This is a genomic window from Pseudomonas sp. No.117 (assembly GCF_054558395.1).
The window spans coordinates 351,980-372,914 of record NZ_BAAJNP010000002.1; the positions used below are offsets into that span (position 1 = coordinate 351,980).

General features: G+C 64.7%; 17 protein-coding genes. 4 read left to right on the plus strand and 13 right to left on the minus strand.

Features of this window, described 5'->3' with window-relative positions; all coding sequences use genetic code 11:
* Nucleotides 1-23: 23 nt before the first annotated feature.
* The 9 genes from bamA to rpsB all read right to left on the minus strand — a co-directional run bounded on the left by bamA (nt 24) and on the right by rpsB (nt 9,897).
* Nucleotides 24-2,414 carry an outer membrane protein assembly factor BamA gene (gene bamA / locus ACYJP6_RS05120; protein ID WP_459473927.1) on the minus strand — a complete coding sequence of 797 codons (2,391 nt, stop codon included), beginning with the start codon at nt 2,412-2,414 and terminating at the stop codon, nt 24-26.
* A 73-nt stretch (nt 2,415-2,487) separates the two neighbouring features.
* Entirely contained in the window at nt 2,488-3,840 is a 1,353-nt protein-coding gene (gene rseP, locus ACYJP6_RS05125; RefSeq protein WP_459473929.1) for a sigma E protease regulator RseP, read from the minus strand.
* 66 nt (nt 3,841-3,906) lie between these two features.
* Complete coding sequence (gene ispC, locus ACYJP6_RS05130; RefSeq protein ID WP_459473930.1) at nt 3,907-5,088, minus strand: 1-deoxy-D-xylulose-5-phosphate reductoisomerase; 1,182 nt, start codon at nt 5,086-5,088, stop codon at nt 3,907-3,909.
* Complete coding sequence (locus ACYJP6_RS05135; protein ID WP_459473931.1) at nt 5,085-5,900, minus strand: phosphatidate cytidylyltransferase; 816 nt, start codon at nt 5,898-5,900, stop codon at nt 5,085-5,087. The genes ispC and ACYJP6_RS05135 overlap by 4 nt, the downstream gene beginning before the upstream one ends.
* Nucleotides 5,900-6,649 carry a polyprenyl diphosphate synthase gene (gene uppS, locus ACYJP6_RS05140; protein ID WP_459473933.1) on the minus strand — a complete coding sequence of 250 codons (750 nt, stop codon included), beginning with the start codon at nt 6,647-6,649 and terminating at the stop codon, nt 5,900-5,902. Before uppS ends, ACYJP6_RS05135 begins: the two co-directional genes overlap by 1 nt.
* Nucleotides 6,650-6,667: 18 nt before the next feature.
* Entirely contained in the window at nt 6,668-7,225 is a 558-nt protein-coding gene (frr, locus tag ACYJP6_RS05145) for a ribosome recycling factor (protein WP_145004670.1), read from the minus strand.
* Nucleotides 7,222-7,965: a UMP kinase gene (pyrH, locus tag ACYJP6_RS05150; RefSeq protein WP_017639054.1), complete on the minus strand. Its 744-nt coding sequence runs from the start codon at nt 7,963-7,965 to the stop codon at nt 7,222-7,224. Before pyrH ends, frr begins: the two co-directional genes overlap by 4 nt.
* A 192-nt stretch (nt 7,966-8,157) precedes the next feature.
* The gene (tsf, locus tag ACYJP6_RS05155; protein WP_459473935.1) at nt 8,158-9,027 is read right to left on the minus strand and encodes a translation elongation factor Ts; all 870 of its coding nucleotides are present in this window, start codon (nt 9,025-9,027) and stop codon (nt 8,158-8,160) included.
* A gap of 132 nt (nt 9,028-9,159) precedes the next feature.
* Nucleotides 9,160-9,897 (minus strand): 30S ribosomal protein S2, encoded by a 738-nt coding sequence (gene rpsB / locus ACYJP6_RS05160; RefSeq protein ID WP_459473937.1) that lies wholly within the window; start codon nt 9,895-9,897, stop codon nt 9,160-9,162.
* 285 nt (nt 9,898-10,182) lie between these two features.
* On the opposite strand from rpsB, the gene map reads away from it, so the two are divergent.
* The 3 genes from map to dapC are packed head-to-tail and all read left to right on the plus strand — an operon-like array spanning nt 10,183 to nt 14,902.
* Nucleotides 10,183-10,965, plus strand: a complete 783-nt coding sequence (gene map, locus ACYJP6_RS05165) for a type I methionyl aminopeptidase (RefSeq protein WP_459473939.1) — start codon at nt 10,183-10,185, stop codon at nt 10,963-10,965.
* Nucleotides 10,966-10,975: 10 nt separating this feature from the next.
* Nucleotides 10,976-13,675, plus strand: a complete 2,700-nt coding sequence (locus ACYJP6_RS05170; protein ID WP_459473941.1) for a [protein-PII] uridylyltransferase — start codon at nt 10,976-10,978, stop codon at nt 13,673-13,675.
* A gap of 33 nt (nt 13,676-13,708) precedes the next feature.
* Nucleotides 13,709-14,902, plus strand: a complete 1,194-nt coding sequence (dapC, locus tag ACYJP6_RS05175) for a succinyldiaminopimelate transaminase (protein ID WP_459473943.1) — start codon at nt 13,709-13,711, stop codon at nt 14,900-14,902.
* On the opposite strand, the gene ACYJP6_RS05180 is transcribed toward dapC, so the two are convergent.
* Complete coding sequence (locus ACYJP6_RS05180; protein ID WP_459473945.1) at nt 14,899-16,533, minus strand: Na+/H+ antiporter; 1,635 nt, start codon at nt 16,531-16,533, stop codon at nt 14,899-14,901. The genes dapC and ACYJP6_RS05180 overlap by 4 nt on opposite strands.
* A 210-nt stretch (nt 16,534-16,743) precedes the next feature.
* Here ACYJP6_RS05180 and ACYJP6_RS05185 point away from each other — a divergent pair, with 210 nt between their 5' ends.
* Nucleotides 16,744-17,055, plus strand: coding sequence for a hypothetical protein (locus ACYJP6_RS05185; RefSeq protein ID WP_145004649.1), 312 nt, complete (start codon nt 16,744-16,746; stop codon nt 17,053-17,055).
* A gap of 51 nt (nt 17,056-17,106) precedes the next feature.
* Here ACYJP6_RS05185 and cysN read toward each other — a convergent pair whose 3' ends face one another.
* From cysN to ACYJP6_RS05200, 3 genes are all read right to left on the minus strand, one after another.
* Nucleotides 17,107-19,005 carry a sulfate adenylyltransferase subunit CysN gene (gene cysN, locus ACYJP6_RS05190; protein ID WP_459473947.1) on the minus strand — a complete coding sequence of 633 codons (1,899 nt, stop codon included), beginning with the start codon at nt 19,003-19,005 and terminating at the stop codon, nt 17,107-17,109.
* Between the two features lies 1 nt (nt 19,006).
* On the minus strand, nt 19,007-19,924 hold the full coding sequence (gene cysD, locus ACYJP6_RS05195) for a sulfate adenylyltransferase subunit CysD (protein WP_058761973.1): 918 nt from the start codon (nt 19,922-19,924) through the stop codon (nt 19,007-19,009).
* 165 nt (nt 19,925-20,089) lie between these two features.
* Nucleotides 20,090-20,845, minus strand: coding sequence for a Nif3-like dinuclear metal center hexameric protein (locus ACYJP6_RS05200; protein WP_459473949.1), 756 nt, complete (start codon nt 20,843-20,845; stop codon nt 20,090-20,092).
* Nucleotides 20,846-20,935: the final 90 nt, after the last annotated feature.

Genomic DNA, 20,935 nt, shown 5'->3' on the forward strand with positions numbered 1-20,935 from the left:
AGCGCGCAAAGGTGTAGCCTGGGTCAGAACGTCTGACCCAGCGAGAACTGGAAGATCTGCGGATCGGAGTTGCTCGGTTTCTTGACCGGCACCCCGAGACTGAAGCTCAACGGACCCAGGGCGGTGACCCAAGTCAAGCCGACGCCGACGGAGCTGGCCATGTTGGAGAAGCTGATATCGCCGCAGTTTTTGGTCGAGTTCAGGTAGCACTTGGTGCTGAACACGTTACCCACGTCCCAGAACAGTACGGTGCGCAGGGACTTCTGGTCCTTCACGAAGGGCAAGGGGAACAGGTATTCCATACCGCCGGTGATCAGGACGTTGCCACCGAAGGCCTCGTCATTCTCACTATCACGATAGCCCTGACCCTTGGCGCCATACTTTGTCCCTTTGGTGGGATCGTTATCAATATAGCTGGGCGGCGTAGTCCTCGGACCTAGGCTGCTGTCCTCGAAACCCCGTACCGAATTGAAGCCACCGGCGTAGTAGTTCTCGTAGAACGGCAGGCTGTCGGTGCTGCCGTAGCCGTCGCCGTAGCCCAGCTCGGTATGGAAGCGCAACGCGGTAGTGTCGGTCAGCGGGGTGAACAGCTGGCCGCGATAGTCCAGCTTGTAGAAGCTCAGGTCGCTACCGGGGATGGTGATCTGGCCGGTCAGGCTCTGGGACGCACCGCGGGTCGGCAGCACACCGCGGTTCAGCGTCGAACTCGACCAGCCGATGCTGGCCTTGAAGTTGGTGAAGTTGTCCCCTTCCCGCTCGACGAAGTCATAGATCTCGTCCGCGCTGTAGGTACCCGGATTGATCTCGTCGCGCTGCACGGAGAGGCCATAGGTCAGTCGCGAGGTCTCGCTGATCGGGTAGCCCAGGGTGACACCGGTACCCAGGCTGTTGATCGAGTAGTAGGAGACGTCACTGTCGTACAGTTTGCTGTAGTCGGTGCTGCGGTAGAAGATGTTGTAGCCTAGGCTCACGCCGTCCGGCGTGAAGTAGGGATCGGTGAAGCTGAAGTTGTAGCGGCTCTGGTACTGGGAGCGGGTCAGGCCGATGCTGACCTGGTTGCCGGTACCCAGGAAGTTGTTCTGGCTGATGGAGCCACCGAGGATCAGGCCCGCACTCTGGGCGAAACCGATGCTGGCGGTGATGGAGCCCGAGGGCTGCTCCTCGACGTTGTAGTTGACGTCGACCAAGTCATCGGTGCCGGGCACCTGGGGCGTCTCGACCTTGACTTCCTTGAAGTAGCCCAGGCGCTCGAGGCGGGTCTTGGACTGGTCGATGAGGTAGGTGGAGGCCCAGCCGCCTTCCATCTGGCGCATCTCGCGGCGCAGTACCTCGTCCGAGGTCTTGGTGTTGCCACGGAAGTTGATGCGATTGACGTAGGCCCGCTTGCCCGGATCGACCACGTAGGTCAGGGACACGCTGTGGTCGTCGTCATGGGGCTCGGGCAGGCCATTGACGTTGGCGAAGGTGTAGCCCTCGTTGCCCAGGCGCCGGGTGATCAGATCCGAGGTGCTGGTCATCACCTTGCGCGAGAATACCTGGCCCGGCTGGACCAGCATCAGCTTGCGCAGCTCTTCCTCCGGGACCTTGAGGTCACCGGACAGCTTGACGTCACGAACGGTGTACTTCTGCCCTTCGTTGACGTTGACCGTGATGTAGACGTGCTTCTTGTCGGGCGTGATGGACACCTGGGTCGAGGTGATGTCCATGTTGATATAGCCGCGATCAAGGTAGTAGGAGCGCAGTCGTTCCAGGTCACCCGACAGCTTTTCCCGGGAGTACTTGTCATCGTTGCGGAAGAACGACAACCAGTTGCTCGGCTTGAGCTCGAACAGCGAGGTCAGGTCGTCTTCGGGGAAGACCGTATTGCCCACCACGTTGACGTGGGAGATGGTCGCGACCTCGCCCTCGTTGATGGTGATCTTCAGCTGCACGCGGTTGCGCGGCTGGGGCACCACTTCGGTATCGATGCTTGCGGAGTAGCGGCCCTGGGCCACGTACTGGCGCAGCAGCTCATTACGCACGCCTTCCAGCGTCGCACGCTGGAAGATCTCGCCCTCGGCGAGACCGGCCTGCTTAAGACCCTTCATCAGATCGTCGGTGGAGATGGCCTTGTTGCCTTCCAGGGTGATGCTGGAAATGGACGGCCGCTCGACCACGTTCACCACCAGGACGTTACCGTCACGACCCAGCTGGATGTCCTGGAAGAATCCGGTACGGAAGAGCGAGCGGGAGGCCTCGGCCAGGCGATTGTCATCGACCGCCTCGCCCACGTTCAGCGGCAGGGCGCCGAAGACGCTGCCGGACGATACACGTTGCAGTCCGTTGACGCGGATATCGGAGATGGTGAAGGACTCGGCGTGTACCTCGCCGATCATCAGCGCGGCTATTACCGCAGGTAGCAGCAGGCGTTTCATGAGTCCCTTTTATTCCAACTGGCAAATAAAGAATCTGCCGCACTGGGCGGCAGATTCGGCAATCAGCAGAGTGTCAGAGGCGACCGAGGTCGTTGACCAAGGCCAGCAGCATCACACCCACGACGAGGCTAATACCGATCTGCATGCCCCATGTCTGCACACGCTCGGACAAGGGCCGCCCGCGAATCCACTCGACGAAGTAGAAGACCAGATGACCACCGTCGAGCACAGGGATAGGCAACAGATTCAGAACCCCCAGGCTTATGCTCAGGTACGCCAGGAAATTGAGGAAATCCCCCAGGCCTGACTGAGCCGAAGCGCCCGCCACTTTAGCAATGGTTATCGGCCCGCTCAAGTTTTTTACCGACAGCTCTCCCAGCAGCATCTTCTTCAGGGAAACCAGCGTCAGCACGCTCATCTGCCAGGTTCGGCCGATTCCTTCGCCAATGGCCGCCACCGGTCCATAGCTGATTTCGCGAACCATTTCCGCTGGCCACTTGACCGGCGCCACACCGGCGCCGAGATAACCCGCTTCGGTCGTCTCGACGCGCCGAGCCCCCAATTGCAGGGAGACCTCCTGCTGCTGGCCCTGGCGTTCGAAGGTCAGTTTGACCCGCTGATTGGGGTGAGCTCGCACCCAGTCCACGGCCTGTTGCCAGTCGCCGATGGTGGTATCGTTCAGGGCGACCAGGCGATCTCCCGCCTGCAGCCCGGCGGCCTGGGCAGGACCCGCCGGATCCAGTTCGGCGAACACCGCAGGGATATGTGGGCGCCAGGGCTTCAGGCCCAGGGCCTGGATCGGATCCGGATCTTCCGCGCCGCGCAGCCAGGCGTGCAGCTCGATGACGCTGCTCTGCTCCGCGGTGGTACCCGGCACCGTATAGCGGAGGCGCAGCGGACCGCTCTCACCCAGGCGGTCGACCAGGCGCAGGTTGACCGCCGACCAGCTGTCCACCGGGGCATCGTCCACGGCGGTCAGTTCCGCCCCTGGCGGAATGCCGGCCAGGGCGGCTGGAGTATCGGCGACTACGCCACCCACCACCGGGCGCGGCTGCTGGGAACCGAGCATGGCGAGCAGCCAGAAGAACAGGATGGCCAGCAGGAAATTGGCGATCGGACCCGCGGCGACGATGGCGATGCGCTGGCGAACGGTCTTGCGATTGAAGGCGGCATGCTGCTCTTCGGGCGCGACCGGCGCTTCGCGCTCGTCGAGCATCTTGACGTAGCCGCCGAGCGGGATGGCGGCCACCACGAACTCGGTACCCTGGCGATCATGCCAGCGCAACAGCGGCTTGCCGAAGCCCACGGAAAAGCGCAGGACCTTGACGCCGCAACGGCGCGCCGTCCAGAAATGGCCATACTCATGGATGGTCACCAATACGCCAAGGGCGATCAGGGTTCCCAGTATCGTGTACAGGATGGTCATTGGCTGCCTCCGCTACCTCAGTGTGCAGATTCTGCGGACTCGCGGGCCGGGTGTCGAGGCGCGACTTCAGCGGCGCGCCAACCACTCCCGCGCCCGCTGCCGAGCGGTAGTGTCGGCCAGGAAGACGGCCTCGAGGTCATTCGCCGGACCGGGCTCGGTGCCGTTCAGCACCGACTCGATCAGCAGTGGAATCTCGCTGAAGCCCAGTCGGCCGTCGAGGAAGGCCTCGACAGCGATCTCGTTGGCCGCATTGAGCGTCGCCGGCATGCAGCCACCGGCCTGGGCGGCCTCCCGGGCCAGGCGCAGGCAGGGGAAGCGCTCTTCGTCGGGCCGCTCGAAATCGAGTCGACCGATGGCGAACAGGTCCAGCGCCGAGACCCCGGACGCGATGCGCTCGGGCCAGGCCAGGGCATGCGCGATAGGGGTACGCATATCGGGATTGCCCAGCTGGGCCAGCACCGAGCCATCCACGTAGTCCACCAGGGAATGGATGACGCTCTGGTGATGGACGACCACCTCGACCTGCTCCGGCGCCGCCTCGAACAGCCAGCAGGCCTCGATCAGCTCCAGTCCCTTGTTCATCAGGGTCGCGGAATCAACGGAAATCTTGCGCCCCATGGACCACTTGGGATGGGCACAGGCCTGCGCGGGAGTGACATCGACCAGCTGTTCGGCCGGCGTCTCGCGGAACGGACCGCCCGAGGCGGTCAACAGGATCCGCCGTACCCCCTTGCGCGCCAGGCCTGGCGTCGCGGGATCGGCTAGGCACTGGAAGATGGCATTGTGTTCGCTGTCGATGGGCAGCAGGGTCGCGCCGCTGGTCCGCACCGCCTCGATGAAGAGGGCGCCGCTCATGACCAGGGCTTCCTTGTTGGCGAGCAGCACGCGCTTGCCGGCCTTGACCGCGGCCAGCGTCGGCCTCAATCCCGCCGCACCGACGATCGCCGCCATCACCGTATCGACCTGGGGATGGGCCGCGATAGCCGCCAACCCCTCCTCCCCCACCACAATCTCGGGAGCGGTCTCGGCACCGTGCAGCAAGGCGACCAACTGATCGGCCGACGCCTGATCGGGCACCGCGGCATAGCTCGGCTGGAAGCGCCGGCAGAGGTCCGCCAGTTCAGCCAGCCGTCGATGACCACTGAGGGCGAAGACCTGGTAACGATCGGGATGCTGCGCCACCACATCCAGGGTACTGGCACCGATGGAGCCGGTCGCACCCAGCACGCACAGTCGCTGGAGACTCACTGCACACCCCAGCCAGCCCACCAGAGCAGCAAGGCGAACAGCGGTACGGCCGCCGTCAGACTATCGATACGATCCAGCACGCCGCCATGGCCGGGCAGCAGCTGACTGCTGTCCTTGAGGCCGGCCTGGCGCTTGAACATGCTTTCGGTGAGATCGCCGACCACGGAAATGAGCACCACGCAGGCAGCACCGATCAGCGCCTGCAGCAGATCACCCAGCCCCCAGCCGCGAACCAGGCCGAGTACCAAAGTCGCGATCAGGGCCGCGGCCAGGCCGCCGTAGAGGCCTTCCCAGCTCTTGCCCGGACTCACCGCCGGCGCCAGCTTGCGCTTGCCGAAGGCCCGGCCGGAAAAATAGGCGAAGATGTCGGCCAACCACACCAGCATCATGACTTCGAGAATCAGCAGGTTGCCGCCAGGCGCGGCCTTCAGCAGCATCAGGCCCTGCCAGGCCGGGACCAGCACCACCAGGCCGATGAGCAGGCGTCGCCAGGAGGCCTGCCAGGCTTTGGCGCTGTCGGGATAGGTCAGCACCAGCACGGTCGCATAGAGCCACCAGGCCAGACTGATGAACAGCAGTCCATGGGCACCGGCAGGCAGCCACCAGCAGAGCAGCAGCGCCAGGGCCACCACGGCGGCATAGGCACAACGCAGTGGCTGGGCTTCCAGACCCGCTAGACGCGCCCATTCCCAGGCACCCAGGACTACCACCGCGCCGATGAACAGGGCGAAGGCCGCCCCTTCCAGCCAGAAAAATCCGGCCAGGGCGATGGGCAGGAGCACCATCGCCGTCAAGATTCGCTGCTTCAGCATTAGGCGCGTAGCTCCGCTTCCACCTGTTCGCAGGTCCGACCGAACCGCCGCTGGCGGGTGGCGAAGTCGGCCAGGGCCGCATTCATGGCCTCATGCTTGAAGTCCGGCCAGAACAGGTCGGAGAAGTACAGCTCGGCGTAGGCGATCTGCCAGAGCAGGAAGTTGCTGACCCGTCGCTCTCCACCCGTGCGGATGCACAGGTCGGGCAGCGGCAGGTCGGCGGTGGCCAGACAGCCTTGCAGCAGCTCAGGCGTGATATCGCCCGGCTGCAGCGCGCCTTGCTGGACCTGCGCCGCCAGTTGCTGGGCAGCCTGGGTAATATCCCACTGCCCCCCGTAGTTGGCGGCTATCTGCAGCACGAAACGGGTGTGATGGGCCGTGAGCGCCTCGACTTCCGCCATCGCCGCCTGCAGTTCCGGATGGAACAGCGAACGATCGCCGATGATGCGCAGCCGGATGCCATTCTGGTGCAGCTTCTTGGCCTCCCGCCGCAAGGCGGACAGGAAGAGCTCCATCAGGGCACCGACCTCGTCCGCTGGACGCCGCCAGTTCTCGCTGGAGAAGGCGAACAGCGTCAGCACCTCGACGCCGGCGTCGCCGCAGACCTCGATGACCGCGCGCACGGCGTCCACGCCGGCCTTGTGACCGGCGACGCCCGGCAGCAGCCGACGACGCGCCCAGCGATTATTCCCATCCATGATGATCGCCACGTGACGTGGCACCACCTTGCCTGGCTTGCTCATGCCCATGTTACGTCCCAACCGTTGTCAAACAGCCATCAAGTCGGTTTCCTTGGCCTCCAGTGCCTTGTCCACCTCGGCGACGTACTTGTCCGTCAGCTTCTGGACTTCGTCCTGGGCACGACGGTCCTCGTCTTCGCTGATTTCCTTTTCCTTCAGCAGGTCCTTGAGCTGGGCCAGGGCGTCGCGGCGGATGTTGCGCACGGAGACCCGCGCCTGCTCGGCCTCGGCCCGCGCCTGCTTGGTGAAGCCCTTGCGGGTCTCTTCGGTCAGCGCCGGCATCGGCACGCGAATGGTGGTGCCGGCGGTGGCCGGGTTGAGGCCCAGGTCGGACGTCATGATGGCCTTTTCCACGGCCTGGATCATGCTCTTGTCGAACACGCTCAGCGCCAGGGTCCGCGAATCTTCGACGGTGACGTTGGCGACCTGGCGCAGCGGGGTATCGCTACCGTAGTAGGACACCATGACGCTATCCAGGATGCTCGGATGAGCGCGTCCGGTACGGATCTTGGCAAAGGCGTGGCCCAGGGCTTCCAGGGTCTTGGTCATGCGCGCCTGCGCATCCTTCTTGATCTCGTCGATCATGCTGCTCCCTCCTCGATCAGGGTACCCTCGCCACCACCCACCACGATGTTGAGCAGGGCGCCGGGCTTGTTCATGTTGAAGACCCGCAGCGGCATGTTGTGGTCACGGCACAGGCAGATGGCCGTGAGATCCATGACACCCAGCTTGCGGTCAAGCACCTCGTCGTAGGTCAGGCGCTCGAATTTTTCGGCATTGGGATCCTTAAAGGGATCCGCCGTGTATACACCATCCACCTTGGTGGCCTTGAGCACCAGGTCGGCTTCCACTTCGATCGCGCGCAAGCAGGCGGCGGAATCGGTGGTGAAGAACGGATTGCCGGTACCGGCGGAGAAGATGACCACTTCGCCATCCTTCAGCTGGCGCAGGGCCTTGCGGCGATCGTACTGGTCGGTCACGCCGACCATGGAGATCGCGGACATCACCGTGGCGGGAATGTTGGAGCGCTCTAGGGCGTCACGCATGGCCAGGGCGTTCATCACGGTAGCCAGCATACCCATGTGGTCACCGGTCACCCGGTCCATGCCGACAGCGGACAGGGCCGCACCGCGGAACAGGTTGCCACCACCGATCACCAGACCGACCTGGACACCGATACCTACCAACTGGCCGATTTCCAGCGACATGCGGTCCAGCACCTTCGGATCGATCCCGAAGTCTTCACTTCCCATCAGGGCTTCGCCACTGAGCTTCAGCAGAATACGCTTGTAACGGGGTTGGCGACCACTCATCTGCTGTGCCATTCACTCTCTCCTGTGGCGATGAACATGTGCGGGGGATTTTGATCCAGCGATAGGAAAGCACAACCGCAGTTGCGTTCACTCCCATCGGCAAAAAACTGCTCGGAAGGCGAGAAACTAGACCTGCCTTCCAATTTGACAAAGAGGCCGCGCGCTCGAAGCGGGCGGCCTCCTGGTCAACGGCGGATGCCGGGCTTACTGCTTGCTGGCAGCCAGCTGGGCAGCCACTTCGGCAGCGAAGTCGACTTCGGCCTTCTCGATGCCCTCGCCCACTTCGTAACGTACGAAGGAGACGATCTCGGCACCGGCCTTCTTGGCCAGTTCGCCGACCTTGACTTCCGGGTCCTTGATGAAGGGCTGCTCAACCAGGCTGGCTTCGGCCAGGAACTTGTTGATACGACCCTTGACCATGTTCTCCACGATGTTTTCCGGCTTGCCGGCGATCTTGTCGGCATTCAGCGCCAGGAAGATTTCCTTTTCCTTGGCGACGGCTTCTTCGGAAACCTGGGAGGGATTCAGGAACTGCGGATTGCTCGCCGCGACGTGCATGGCGATTTCCTTGGCCAGCTCGGCGGTGCCACCCTGCAGGGTGACGACCACACCGATGCGGTGACCGTGCAGGTAGGCACCGACCACATCGCCTTCGACGCGGGTCAGGCGGCGGATGTTGACGTTCTCGCCGCACTTGGCGACCAGGGCTTCACGGGCGCCTTCCTGGGCGGCGATCAGCGGAGCGGCGTCGCTCATCTTCTCGCTGAAGGCCTTGTCCAGGCTGGCGGCGACGAAGCCCTTGAAGTCGTCCTGCAGAGCCAGGAAATCGGTCTGGGAGTTGACTTCGATGATGACGGCAGCCTTGTGGTCATCGGCGACCTTGACCGCGATGGAGCCTTCGGCAGCCACGTTACCGGCTTTCTTGGCGGCCTTGATGGCGCCCGCGGCACGCATGTCGTCGATGGCCTTCTCGATGTCGCCACCGGCAGCGGCCAGGGCCTTCTTGCAATCCATCATGCCTTGGCCGGTGCGCTCGCGCAGTTCTTTGACCAGGGCTGCAGTGATTTCTGCCATGTTTGAAATCCTCTTGAATCGGTTTCGAGGTCACTCCGCACGGTGGCGGAGCCAATGAAACGCCAGTAGGCAAAAAGGGGGCTAGGCCCCCTTCTCGCTCGTCGAACCGCTCGACCCTAGGGGTCGACTCGCTCAGCCCTCGACGGCTTCGGCAGCGGCTTCTTCGACGAATTGCTCGCCTGCACCACCGTTGTTGCCGCCACGGATCACGGCATCGGCAACGCTGCTGAGGTACAGCTGAACGGCACGGAAGGCGTCGTCGTTACCGGGGATGATGTAGTCCACACCTTCCGGGCTGCTGTTGGTATCGACCACGCCGATGACCGGGATGCCCAGCTTGTTGGCTTCGGTGATGGCGATGCGCTCGTGGTCGACGTCGACCACGAACAGCGCGTCCGGCAGGCCGCCCATGTCCTTGATACCACCCAGGCTGCGCTCGAGCTTCTCGAGGTCGCGGGTGCGCATCAGAGCTTCTTTCTTGGTCAGCTTGTCGAAAGTACCGTCCTGGGACTGGACTTCCAGATCGCGCAGACGCTTGATCGAGGCACGGATGGTCTTGTAGTTGGTCAGCATGCCGCCCAACCAGCGATGGTCGACGAAGGGCTGACCGCAACGAGCGGCTTCTTCACGAACGATCTTGCCGGCGGAACGCTTGGTGCCGACGAACAGGATCTTGTTCTTGCCGGAGGCCAGGCGCTCAACGAAGGTCAGGGCCTCGTTGAACATCGGCAGGGTCTTTTCGAGGTTGATGATGTGGATCTTGTTACGCGCGCCGAAGATGTACTTGCCCATCTTCGGGTTCCAGTAACGGGTTTGGTGGCCGAAATGCACGCCGGCTTTCAGCATGTCACGCATGGAGACTTGAGACATTTAGATGTTCCTCGTAGTCGGGTTGGGCCTCCACGCATCCCAATGACCAACTTCCCTCGGGAAGCACCCAGGTCATCGTGTCGATGCGTGTGTGGGGTTAGGAGCGCTAAAGGGCAGAGCCCCGAAAAAGCGCGCGACTTTATATCACGACTTCCCGGATACCACCAGCGACGATTGCCGGATACCGAAGGTCCGGGGTACCGCCGGCAGCCACAGCGCAGGCGCCAGCTCTGATAGAATAGCGGATCGAAAGCTAACGCCCGGCGTGATACCTAGAGATTTCCGATGACCGTCATCCTGAAGACCCCTGAAGACATCGCCAAGATGCGCATCGCCGGCCAGCTGGCCGCCGAGGTGCTCGAAATGCTGGACGAGCACGTGCGTCCCGGCATCACCACCGAAGAACTGGATCGGCTGGCCCACGACTACATTGTCAACGTGCAGCAGGCCATCCCTGCCCCGTTGAACTACAAGGGCTATCCGAAATCCATCTGCACCTCGCTGAACCACGTGGTCTGCCATGGCATTCCCAATGACAAGCCGCTCAAGGCCGGCGACATCATGAACGTGGACATCACCGTGATCAAAGACGGCTATCACGGCGACACCAGCAAGATGTACCTGGTGGGCGACGTCCCGGAGTGGGCCGACCGGCTCTGCCAGGTCACCCAGGAATGCCTCTACAAGGGCATCTCCCTGGTCCGCCCGGGTGCCCGCCTGGGCGACATCGGCGAGATCATCCAGAAGCACGCCGAGAAGAACGGCTTCTCGGTGGTTCGCGAGTACTGCGGCCATGGCATCGGCAAGGGCTTCCACGAGGAGCCGCAGGTGGTGCACTACGGCCGCGCCGGCACGGGCCTCGAGCTGCAGGCCGGGATGATCTTCACCATCGAGCCGATGATCAACCAGGGTCGCTACGAGACTCGCCTGCTGGGCGACGGCTGGACCGCCATCACCAAGGACCGCAAGCTGTCTGCGCAGTGGGAGCACACGGTGCTGGTCACCGACGAGGGTTACGAGATCCTGACCCTGAGAAAGGACGAAACCTTTCCCCGCGTTTCTGCGTGAGTGAGCGCCCATGCCCCAGGTCGATTCGGAGTTGTTCGACGCCGGCCAGTTCCAGGCTGAGCTTTCGCTGAAAGCCAGCCCTATCGCGGCCTTCAAGAAATTCATCCGGGCCGCGAACGCCACCCTCGACGCCCGCTTCCTGGCGGGACGCAGCGTGCGCCGGCTGGTCGAGGATCGCGCCTGGTTCATCGACCAGATGCTGGTCGCGGCCTGGAATCGCTTCGACTGGCCCGCCGACGGCATCGCCCTGCTCGCGGTGGGAGGCTATGGCCGCGGTGAATTGCACCCGCACTCGGACATCGACCTACTGATCCTGCTCGCCGAAGAGGAGCAGGAGCGCTTCCGCGAATCCATCGAGGGCTTCCTGACCCTGCTGTGGGACGTTGGCCTGGCCGTGGGGCAGAGCGTGAGATCCCTGCGCGAGTGCGCCACCGAGGCACTGGCCGACCTGACGGTGATCACCAACCTGATGGAAAGTCGCACCCTGGCCGGGCCCGAGCCGCTGCGCCAGGCGATGCTGGCGGCCACCAGCGTCGAGCACCTCTGGCCCGGACGCGCCTTCTATCTGGCCAAGCGCGCCGAGCAGAGCGCGCGCCATGCCAAGTACAACGATACCGAATACAACCTCGAGCCCAATGTGAAGGGCTCGCCAGGTGGCCTGCGCGATATCCAGACGCTGCTGTGGATTGCCCGGCGGCAGTTCGGCACCCTCAATCTGCAGGCCCTGGTAGGCCAGGGCTTCCTGACCGAAAGCGAATGCGGACTGCTGATCTCGGCGCAGGAATACCTGTGGAAGGTCCGCTACGCCCTGCACATGCTCGCCGGCCGTGCCGAGGATCGGCTGCTGTTCGACCACCAGCGGCGCATCGCCAACCTGCTGGGCTACGAGGACAACGACGCCAAGCTCGCGGTAGAGCGCTTCATGCAGAAGTACTACCGGGTGGTGATGGACGTCTCCCAGCTCAGCGACGTGGTGATGCAGCACTTCGAGGAAGTGAATCTGCGCGACGAGCAGGTACCGGCCGTGACCATCCCGCTCAACAACAGATTCCAGATCCGCAATGGCTACCTGGAGGTGGTGCACCCCCAGGTGTTCCTGCGCACCCCCTTCGCCCTGATGGAGCTGTTCGTCCTGCTGGCGCAGAATCCCGAGATCAAGGGCCCCAGTGCCGGCACCATCCGCCTGCTGCGCGACAGCCGCTCGCTGATCGACGACGCCTTCCGCCAGGACATTCGCAACACCAGCCTGTTCATCGAGCTGCTCAAGAGCGAATCCGGCATCCATCGCAACCTGCGCCGGATGAACCGCTACGGGCTGCTGGGTCTCTACCTGCCCGAATTCGGCCAGATCGTCGGCCAGATGCAGCACGACCTCTTCCACATCTATACGGTCGATGCCCACACCCTCAACCTCATCAAGCACCTGCGCAAGATGAGCTACGACGTCCTGGCCGAGAAGTATCCGCTGGCGACCCGGGTGATCCACAAGCTGCCCAAGCCGGAGCTGATCTACATCGCCGGGCTGTACCACGACATTGCCAAGGGCCGCGGTGGGGATCACTCGGAACTGGGCGCGGCAGACGTGGAAGCCTTCGGCCGGCGGCACCAGTTGCCGGACTGGGACACCCGCCTGGTCAGTTGGCTGGTACGCAACCACCTGGTGATGTCCACCACCGCCCAGCGCAAGGACCTTTCCGATCCGCAGGTGATCCACGACTTCGCCCTGACCGTGGGCGATCACACGCACCTGGACTACCTGTACGTGCTCACCGTGGCCGACATCACCGCGACCAATCCCTCGCTGTGGAACTCCTGGCGCGCGACCCTGCTTCGCCAGCTCTACACCGAGACCAAGCGCGCCCTGCGCCGCGGCCTGGAAAACCCGGTCAACCGCGAGGAGCAGATCCGCAGCACCCAGCAATCGGCGCTGGATACCCTGATGCGCCGCGGCGTGGATGCGGATGCCGCCGAGCAGCTGTGGTCGCAGCTGGGGGATGCCTATTTCCTGCGCCATACCGCGCTGGACGTGGCCTGGCATACCGAGGCCATCCTCGGCCATGCCGATACCGCCGAACCCCTGGTATTGATCCGCGAAACCACCCAGCGCGATTCCGAAGGCGGTACCCAGATCTTCATCTATGCCGCGGACCAGCACGACTTCTTCGCGGTGACCGTGGCGGTGATGGACCAGCTCAACCTGAACATTCAGGATGCGCGCATCATCACCTCCACCAGCCAGTTCACCCTGGACACCTACATCGTGCTGGATACCGATGGCGGCTCGATCGGCAACAACCCGGCGCGCATCGCCCAGATCCGCGCCGGCCTGATCGAAGCGCTCAAGCACCCGGAAGAGTACCCGAGCATCATCAACCGGCGGGTCACCCGGCAGCTCAAGCATTTCGCCTTCTCACCCCAGGTGAACATCTATACCGATACCGCGCGCTCGGCGAGCCTGATCGAGTTGACGGCGCCGGACCGCCCCGGCCTGCTGGCCCGGGTGGGACGGATCTTCCTCGACTTCGACCTGTCCGTGCTCAACGCCAAGATCGCCACTCTCGGCGAGCGCGTGGAGGACGTCTTCTACGTCACCGACGCCGACGGCCGCCCGCTGTCGGATCCCAGCCTGTGCGCCGCCGTCCAGCAAGCCCTGATCAAGCAGCTTGGCGAGCCGGACCGCCAGACACCGCTCACCCGTATCAGCATCTAGACCCTAGCGCCTCGAACGAAGGACCACCCGACGATGAATCCCACCCTCGACCTGCTGCACCCCTATCCGTTCGAGAAACTCCGCGCCCTGCTCGCTGGCGTCACCGCGCCGGCCGCGCTCAAGCCCATTCCACTGTCCATCGGTGAGCCCAAGCACCCGGCGCCCGCCTTCGTCGCCGAGGCCCTGGCCGCCAACCTGGATCAGCTGGCGGTCTATCCCACCACCCTGGGCATCGCCGACCTGCGCGAAGCCATCGCCGCCTGGGCCGGCCAGCGTTTCGCCGTGCCGGCGGGCTGGCTGGACCCGGCGCGCCACGTGCTGCCGGTCACCGGCACCCGGGAGGCCCTGTTCTCCTTTACCCAGGCGGTGGTGGAGCGCGACCAGGGCGGCCTGGTGCTGAGCCCCAACCCCTTCTATCAGATCTACGAGGGCGCGGCGCTACTGGCCGGGGCCGAGCCGCACTACCTGCCGTGCCTCGCCGACAACGGCTTCAACCCCGACTTCGACAGCGTGCCGGACGACGTCTGGCAGCGCTGCCAAATGCTGTTCCTTTGCTCGCCCGGCAACCCCACGGGGGCCCTGCTGCCGCTGGAGACGCAGAAGAAGCTCATCGAACTGGCCGACCGTCATGACTTCGTGATCGCCGCCGACGAGTGCTACAGCGAACTCTACTTCGACGAGGACAGCCCGCCGCCCGGCCTGCTCACCGCCTGCGCCGAGCTGGGTCGCAGCGACTTCGCCCGCTGCGTGGTCTTCCATAGCCTGTCCAAGCGTTCCAACCTGCCGGGCATGAGATCGGGCTTCGTCGCGGGCGACGCCGCCATCCTCAAGCGCTTCCTGCTCTACCGCACCTACCATGGCTGCGCCATGCCGGTGCAGGTGCAGAAGGCCAGCGCCGTGGCCTGGCGCGACGAAGCCCATGTGCGGGAGAACCGCGACCTCTACCGGCAGAAGTTCGCTGCCGTGCTGGATGTCCTGCAGGGCAGCCTCGACGTGTCGCTGCCCGATGGCGGCTTCTACCTCTGGGCGAAAACGCCGGGCGACGATGAGCAGTTCGCGCGCGAACTCTTCGCCACCGAGCATGTGACGGTGGTGCCCGGCTCCTACCTGTCCCGCGAGGTCGCGGGGATCAATCCCGGTGCCGGGCGAGTGCGCATGGCCTTGGTCGCACCGCTGGCGGAGTGCGTGGAGGCGGCGGAGCGCATCCGCCGCTTCTGCAGCCGCTAGCGATTACCCTGATCGCGCATCAGCGCGGTCTCCTGGATATCCAGTTCGCGCAGGAATTCGCTGACCACCAGGTCGTCGATCACCCCAGCGATGCGGAGTCGATAGAGTTCGCGGCGCTGGGCGCGGATGGCCAGCAGGCGCAGCTCGCCATCCAGGCTATCCCGCTGCCGGGCCAGGGTCCGCGCATCCTCGCTGTCGTCGGCGGAACTCAGCTCGTCGCGAAATTCCGCGATGATGCCGGCCTTGATCTCCGCCTGCAGCGCGGCCCGTGCCGGTTCGTCCGCCTCGCTCGAGGCCACGTCCTCCAGCGCGGCGATGGCCGCCCGGGCAGCGTTGATCCGCACCTCGCAGCGCTCGCGCTCCAGCAGGTCGTTGGACTGTTCCGGCAGCCGCGCCAGGAGCAACGGGATGCCGATGCTCGCCACCACCAGCGACAGCAGGATGACCCCGGCGGCGATGAACACCAGGACATCGCGCAGGGGAAAGGGCGTGCCATCCGCCAGCACCAGCGGCAGCGACAGGACGCCGGCCAGGGTCACCGCGCCGCGTACGCCGCTGAGCGAGGCGATGGCGGCGATGTAGCGCGGATCGCCAGCGACGGTGACGGGCCCTGCGCCAGGCTGGCTCAGGTGCCAGTAGCCGAGGATCACCCCGAAGCGGATGGCCATGATCACCGCATAGGCGCCCAGCACATAGAGCCCCAGCCAGCCCGCGGCCGGCCAGAGCGGCTGGGAGGCCGGCAGGGCCGCCGCCAGGATATCGGGAAGCTGCAGCCCCAGGATGAGGAACACCAGGCCGTTGAAGGCGAACTCCACCAGCCCCCAGACGCTGTGATTGAGCAGGCGGGTGGCGGTCTGCCGGGGCAGCATGTCGACGCGACTCTGCATCATGCCGGCGGCGACCGCCGAGAGGATGCCCGAGACGCCCAGCCGCTCCGCCAGCACGTAGGCGGCGAAGGGCAGCAACAGCATGAAGACGACATGGGGCGCGGCATCGCTCCAGCCCCGCTTGACCACCATCCAGGCCCGTGCCCGGCCGACCAGCCAGCTCAGTACCCCACCGACCAGCACGCCCCCCACCGCGACGATGACGAATTCCAGGCTGGCCTGGCTCAGCGAGAAGACGCCGGTCAGCGCCGCTGCCACGGCGAACTTGAAGGTCACCAGGCCGGAAGCATCGTTGAGCAGGGCCTCGCCCTGGATCACGTGCAGCAAGGCACTGGGCAGCCGGCCCCGGACGATGCTGGACACGGCCACGGCATCGGTGGGCGACAGCACGGCGGCCAGGGCGAAGGCCACCGCCCAGGGCAGCTTGAGCATCCAGTGCAGGAACCAGCCGGCCCCCAGCACCGTGAGGAACACCAGGCCGAAGGCCAGCACGAAGATGGGCCGTCGCAGCCGCCAGAACTCCCGCTTGGGCATGCGCCAGCCATCGGAGAACAGCAGCGCTGGGATGAACAGCAGCAGGAACAGCTCGGGATCCAGGGCGACGTGCAGCCCCAGGGTCGGCCAGGCGAGCAAGGCGCCGACCACCACCTGGATCAGGGGCAGCGGAATGGGGATGAGATGGGCGCTGAGACGGGTGGCACCCACCATCAGCAAGAGGATCAGAGCGGTATAGAGAATCTGCACGGCGGTCTCGTGGTCAGGGTACCGGTCGCGGTACCAGATACAGGAGATGCGTCCCACGGGCCTGGGGACACGTCGACCTCGAGTTGTTGGGACTGACCGCCGAGTATTTGGTTTACCCAAACTTTACCCCGCCCTATCTATTCGACTGACCGCCGTTGCGGTCTGATAGAGATGCCCGGTTTCATTACCCCGGGTCGCAGGAGAATCATCATGCTACGTCGCATCACTCAGGTTGTGGTGCTTGCCGGTTGCCTCGCCATCGCCGGTCAGGCGTCCGCCCACGGTCGTGGTCCCGGTCCGGCCTTTCTCGGTGCGGTGGTAGGCGCCGTGGTCGGCGGAGCCATCGTCTCCAACTCCTACGCACGGGAGCCGGTCTATGTGCAGGCACCGCCGCCTCCCCCGCCGCCGCCGGTGGTCTACTACCAGCCCGCGCCGGTGTACGAGTATCGGGTAGTGGAGCCGCGCCCTGCGTATTACGGCCCGCCGCCCGGTGCCTACTACTACGGTCCGCCGCGCTGGTAAGGACCCATGAAAAAACCCGCCGAAAGGCGGGTTTTTTCATGGGCGGACGGCCTAGATCACCTGCCGCCGACGCAGGACGTCGAGGATTTGCTGGACCCCCTCCTCCACCGACAGTTGCTCGGTATCCAGCACTAGATCCGCATCTTCTGGCGCATCGTAGGCGAAGGAGACGCCCGGGATGTTGTCGCCCCCGGCGGCGTAGAGCCCCTGGGGATCCCGCTCGGCGCAGGCCTTCGGCGACGCCTTGACGTGCACGGTCAGCAACCGCTCGGCCCCGATCAGCGCCTGGGCCTGGGCGCGGCCCTCGGCATCCGGGGCAACGAAGGCCGCCAAAGCGATCAGCCCCGCTTCGTTGAACTGGCGAGCCACCTGGGCGGCGCGCAACCAGTTCTCGCGGCGACCGGCACGATCCTGCGGCAGGCCCTTGTTCAGATCATGGCGCAGATTCTGGCCGTCCAGCACGAAGACCGCGCGACCAGCGTCGAACAGGCGGCGCTCCAGTGCGTAGGCCAGGGTGGTCTTGCCGGCACCGGACAGGCCGGTGAACAGCACAGTGCTGGGCTGCTGGCCGAAACGGGCCGCACGCTCGGCGGTACCCACGTGCAGCTGGTGCGCACCCTGGCCATGGCCGCCAGTGCCCACCGGCTCGGCGATGATCATGCCGGCGCCCACGGTGCCGTTGGTCAGGCGGTCAATGACGATGAAGGCGCCGGTGGTGCGGTTGACGCCGTAGCCATCCAGGGCAATGGACGCATCCAGGGCCACCTTGACCCGGGCGATCTCGTTGAGCTTCAGCTCGCTGGCGGCGCCGCGCTCCAGGGTATTGACGTCCACCGTGTGGACGATGCTCGGCAGCGAACCGGGCACGTAGCTGGTGGCGCGCTTGATGTCGTACTTCTTGCCCGGCCGCATGGGCTCCTCGGCCATCCACACCAGCATGGCTTCGAAGCTGTCGGTCACCTGGGGACGGTTGTCGGCATGCACCAGGACGTCGCCACGGGAGATGTCGATCTCGTCTTCCAGAGTCAGGGTCACGGCCTGGCCGGGACCGGCCTGCTCCAGCTCGCCGTCGTAGGTGACGATGGACTTGACCCGGCTGCCCTTGCCCGACGGCAGGACCACCACGGCATCACCCTTGGTGACCACGCCCGAGGCCAGGGTTCCGGCGAAGCCGCGGAAGTTGAGGTTGGGCCGGTTGACGTACTGCACCGGGAAGCGCAGGTCGTCCAAGTTGCGATCCGCGGCGATCTCCACGGTCTCGAGGATTTCCATCAGCGGCTTGCCGCTGTACCAGGGCGTCTGCTCGCTGCGATTCACCACGTTGTCGCCCTTGAGCGCCGACATGGGGACGAAGTGGATGTCCTTGGCGTTCAGGTCGATGCGCTGGGCGAAAGCCAGGTAGTCGTCCTTAATGCGTTCGAACACGGCTTCGTCGAAGCCCAGCAGGTCCATCTTGTTGATGGCCACCACGATGTGCTTGATGCCCAGCAGCGAGGCGATGTAGCTGTGCCGGCGGGTCTGGGTCTGGATGCCGTAGCGGGCGTCGACCAGGATGATCGCCAGGTCGCAGGTGGACGCCCCGGTGGCCATATTGCGGGTGTACTGCTCATGGCCGGGGGTATCGGCGATGATGAACTTGCGCTTGGCGGTGGAGAAGTAGCGGTAGGCCACGTCGATGGTGATGCCCTGCTCGCGCTCGGCCTGCAGGCCGTCCACCAGCAAGGCCAGGTCGACCTCCTCGCCGGTGGTGCCCACTTTCTTGGAGTCGCGGGTGATGGCTTCCAGGTGATCCTCATAGATCATCTTGGAGTCGTGCAGCAGGCGCCCGATCAGGGTGCTCTTGCCGTCGTCGACGTTGCCACAGGTGAGGAAGCGCAGCAGCTCCTTGCGTTCGTGCTGCGCGAGGTAGGCCAGGATGTCCTGGCCGATCAGATCGGATTGGTGCGACATCTTAGAAATACCCCTGACGTTTCTTCTCTTCCATGGATCCGGCGCCATCGTGGTCGATGACCCGGCCCTGGCGTTCGGAGGTGCGGGTGAGCAGCATCTCCTGGATGATGTCCGTCAGCGTGGTCGCCTGGGACTCCACCGCGCCGGTCAGGGGGTAGCAGCCGAGGGTACGGAAGCGCACCTGGCGCTTGTGGATGCGCGCCTTCTCCTCGGGCGAAAGGTGCTCGAGGATGCGGTCGTCGTCGATCATGAGCAGGGTGCCGTTCTTCTCGATCACTTCGCGCTCGGCGGCGAAGTACAGCGGCACGATCGGGATACCTTCGAGGTAGATGTACTGCCAGATGTCCAGCTCGGTCCAGTTGGACAGCGGGAACACCCGGATCGACTCGCCCTTGTTGGTCTTGCCGTTATAGATGTTCCACAGCTCGGGACGCTGGTTCTTCGGGTCCCAGCGGTGCTTGCTGTCACGGAAGGAGTAGACGCGCTCCTTGGCGCGGGACTTCTCTTCGTCGCGGCGGGCGCCGCCGAAGGCCGCGTCGAAGCCGTACTTGTCCAGCGCCTGCTTGAGGCCCTGGGTCTTCATGATGTCGGTGTGCTTGGCGCTGCCATGGGTGAAGGGATTGATGCCCTGGGCGACCCCTTCCGGATTCTTGTGCACCAGCAGGTCCAGGCCCATGTCCTGCACCATGCGGTCGCGGAATTCGTACATGGCCTGGAACTTCCAGCCGGTGTCCACGTGGAGTACCGGGAACGGCAGCTTGCCGGGGAAGAAGGCCTTGCGGGCCAGGTGCAGCATCACGGCCGAGTCTTTGCCAATGGAATACAGCATGACCGGATTATCGAACTCGGCGGCCACTTCACGGATGATGTGGATGCTTTCCGCCTCAAGCTGTTTGAGGTGCGTCTGTTTGTCGAGCATGGCTACTCACGATTGCAGAAAGGTGGCCTAGGAGATGTCCGTGGCGATGTCCAGTGGACTGGACACCCCGGACGGAGCGGGCCGTGGACGAAATTCCAATTTACCATAGGCGGCGGTTATGGCCCGCCAGGCGATTTAGAACCAGAAGTTCTATGCTTATGACCGTCAGGCGGGATTGTCGCAGTCGATGAACAGGTGCTCGATGCCCAGCTGCGCGGCCAGGTAGTCGCCCAGCGCCTGCACGCCATAGCGCTCCGTGGCATGGTGACCGGCGGCGAAGAAGCTCACCGCATTCTCGCGGGCGCTGTGCACCGTCTGCTCGGACACCTCGCCGGTGAGGTAGGCATCCACCCCGGCGGCGATGGCCTGGTCGATGTAACCCTGGGCACTCCCGGTGCACCAGGCCAGCCGGCGAATCGGCTGGCCGCCATCGACCACCAGCGGCTCGCGCTGCAGGTTCGCCGCCACCTGGCGGCCAAAGTCCGCGGCGGACAGCGGCTGCGCCAGCTCGCCCTGCCAGATCAGTCCCTTGGTATCGCCCGGCAGCGGCGCGATGTTCTGCAGGCCCAGGCGCCGGCCCAGCTGGACGTTGTTGCCCACCTCCGGATGGACATCGAGCGGTAGGTGGTAGGCCAGCAGGCTCAGATCATGGCTCAGCAAGGTCTTGAGGCGGCGCAGCTTCATGCCCACCAGGCGGGCGTCCTCGTTCTTCCAGAAGTAGCCGTGGTGCACCAGGATGGCATCGGCGCCTGCGGCGACGGCAGCATCCAGCAATTGCTGCGACGCCGTCACGCCGCTGACCAGCCGGCGGACCTGGCCGCGGCCCTGGACCTGCAGGCCGTTGGGGCAATAGTCCTGGATACGGGCGCTGTCCAGATAGCGGTCGGCGGTCATCACCAGTTCATCGAGAGACAGGGTCACGGTGGGATTACCTCCTCAGCGGGGCGCCACACCGTGTCTTCGGATGGCGCCGCTCCTTATAATGGCCGCCAGCTTATCCGTCGCGTCCCG

Excerpts from the sequence above, each read along its gene's own strand:
- bamA (WP_459473927.1), bottom strand. The coding sequence starts at position 2,414 with ATGAAACGCCTGCTGCTACCTGCGGTAATAGCCGCGCTGATGATCGGC.
- rseP (WP_459473929.1), bottom strand. The coding sequence starts at position 3,840 with ATGACCATCCTGTACACGATACTGGGAACCCTGATCGCCCTTGGCGTA.
- ACYJP6_RS05135 (WP_459473931.1), bottom strand. The coding sequence starts at position 5,900 with ATGCTGAAGCAGCGAATCTTGACGGCGATGGTGCTCCTGCCCATCGCC.
- uppS (WP_459473933.1), bottom strand. The coding sequence starts at position 6,649 with ATGGGCATGAGCAAGCCAGGCAAGGTGGTGCCACGTCACGTGGCGATC.
- frr (WP_145004670.1), bottom strand. The coding sequence starts at position 7,225 with ATGATCGACGAGATCAAGAAGGATGCGCAGGCGCGCATGACCAAGACC.
- pyrH (WP_017639054.1), bottom strand. The coding sequence starts at position 7,965 with ATGGCACAGCAGATGAGTGGTCGCCAACCCCGTTACAAGCGTATTCTG.
- tsf (WP_459473935.1), bottom strand. The coding sequence starts at position 9,027 with ATGGCAGAAATCACTGCAGCCCTGGTCAAAGAACTGCGCGAGCGCACC.
- rpsB (WP_459473937.1), bottom strand. The coding sequence starts at position 9,897 with ATGTCTCAAGTCTCCATGCGTGACATGCTGAAAGCCGGCGTGCATTTC.
- map (WP_459473939.1), top strand. The coding sequence starts at position 10,183 with ATGACCGTCATCCTGAAGACCCCTGAAGACATCGCCAAGATGCGCATC.
- ACYJP6_RS05170 (WP_459473941.1), top strand. The coding sequence starts at position 10,976 with ATGCCCCAGGTCGATTCGGAGTTGTTCGACGCCGGCCAGTTCCAGGCT.
- dapC (WP_459473943.1), top strand. The coding sequence starts at position 13,709 with ATGAATCCCACCCTCGACCTGCTGCACCCCTATCCGTTCGAGAAACTC.
- ACYJP6_RS05185 (WP_145004649.1), top strand. The coding sequence starts at position 16,744 with ATGCTACGTCGCATCACTCAGGTTGTGGTGCTTGCCGGTTGCCTCGCC.
- cysN (WP_459473947.1), bottom strand. The coding sequence starts at position 19,005 with ATGTCGCACCAATCCGATCTGATCGGCCAGGACATCCTGGCCTACCTC.
- cysD (WP_058761973.1), bottom strand. The coding sequence starts at position 19,924 with ATGCTCGACAAACAGACGCACCTCAAACAGCTTGAGGCGGAAAGCATC.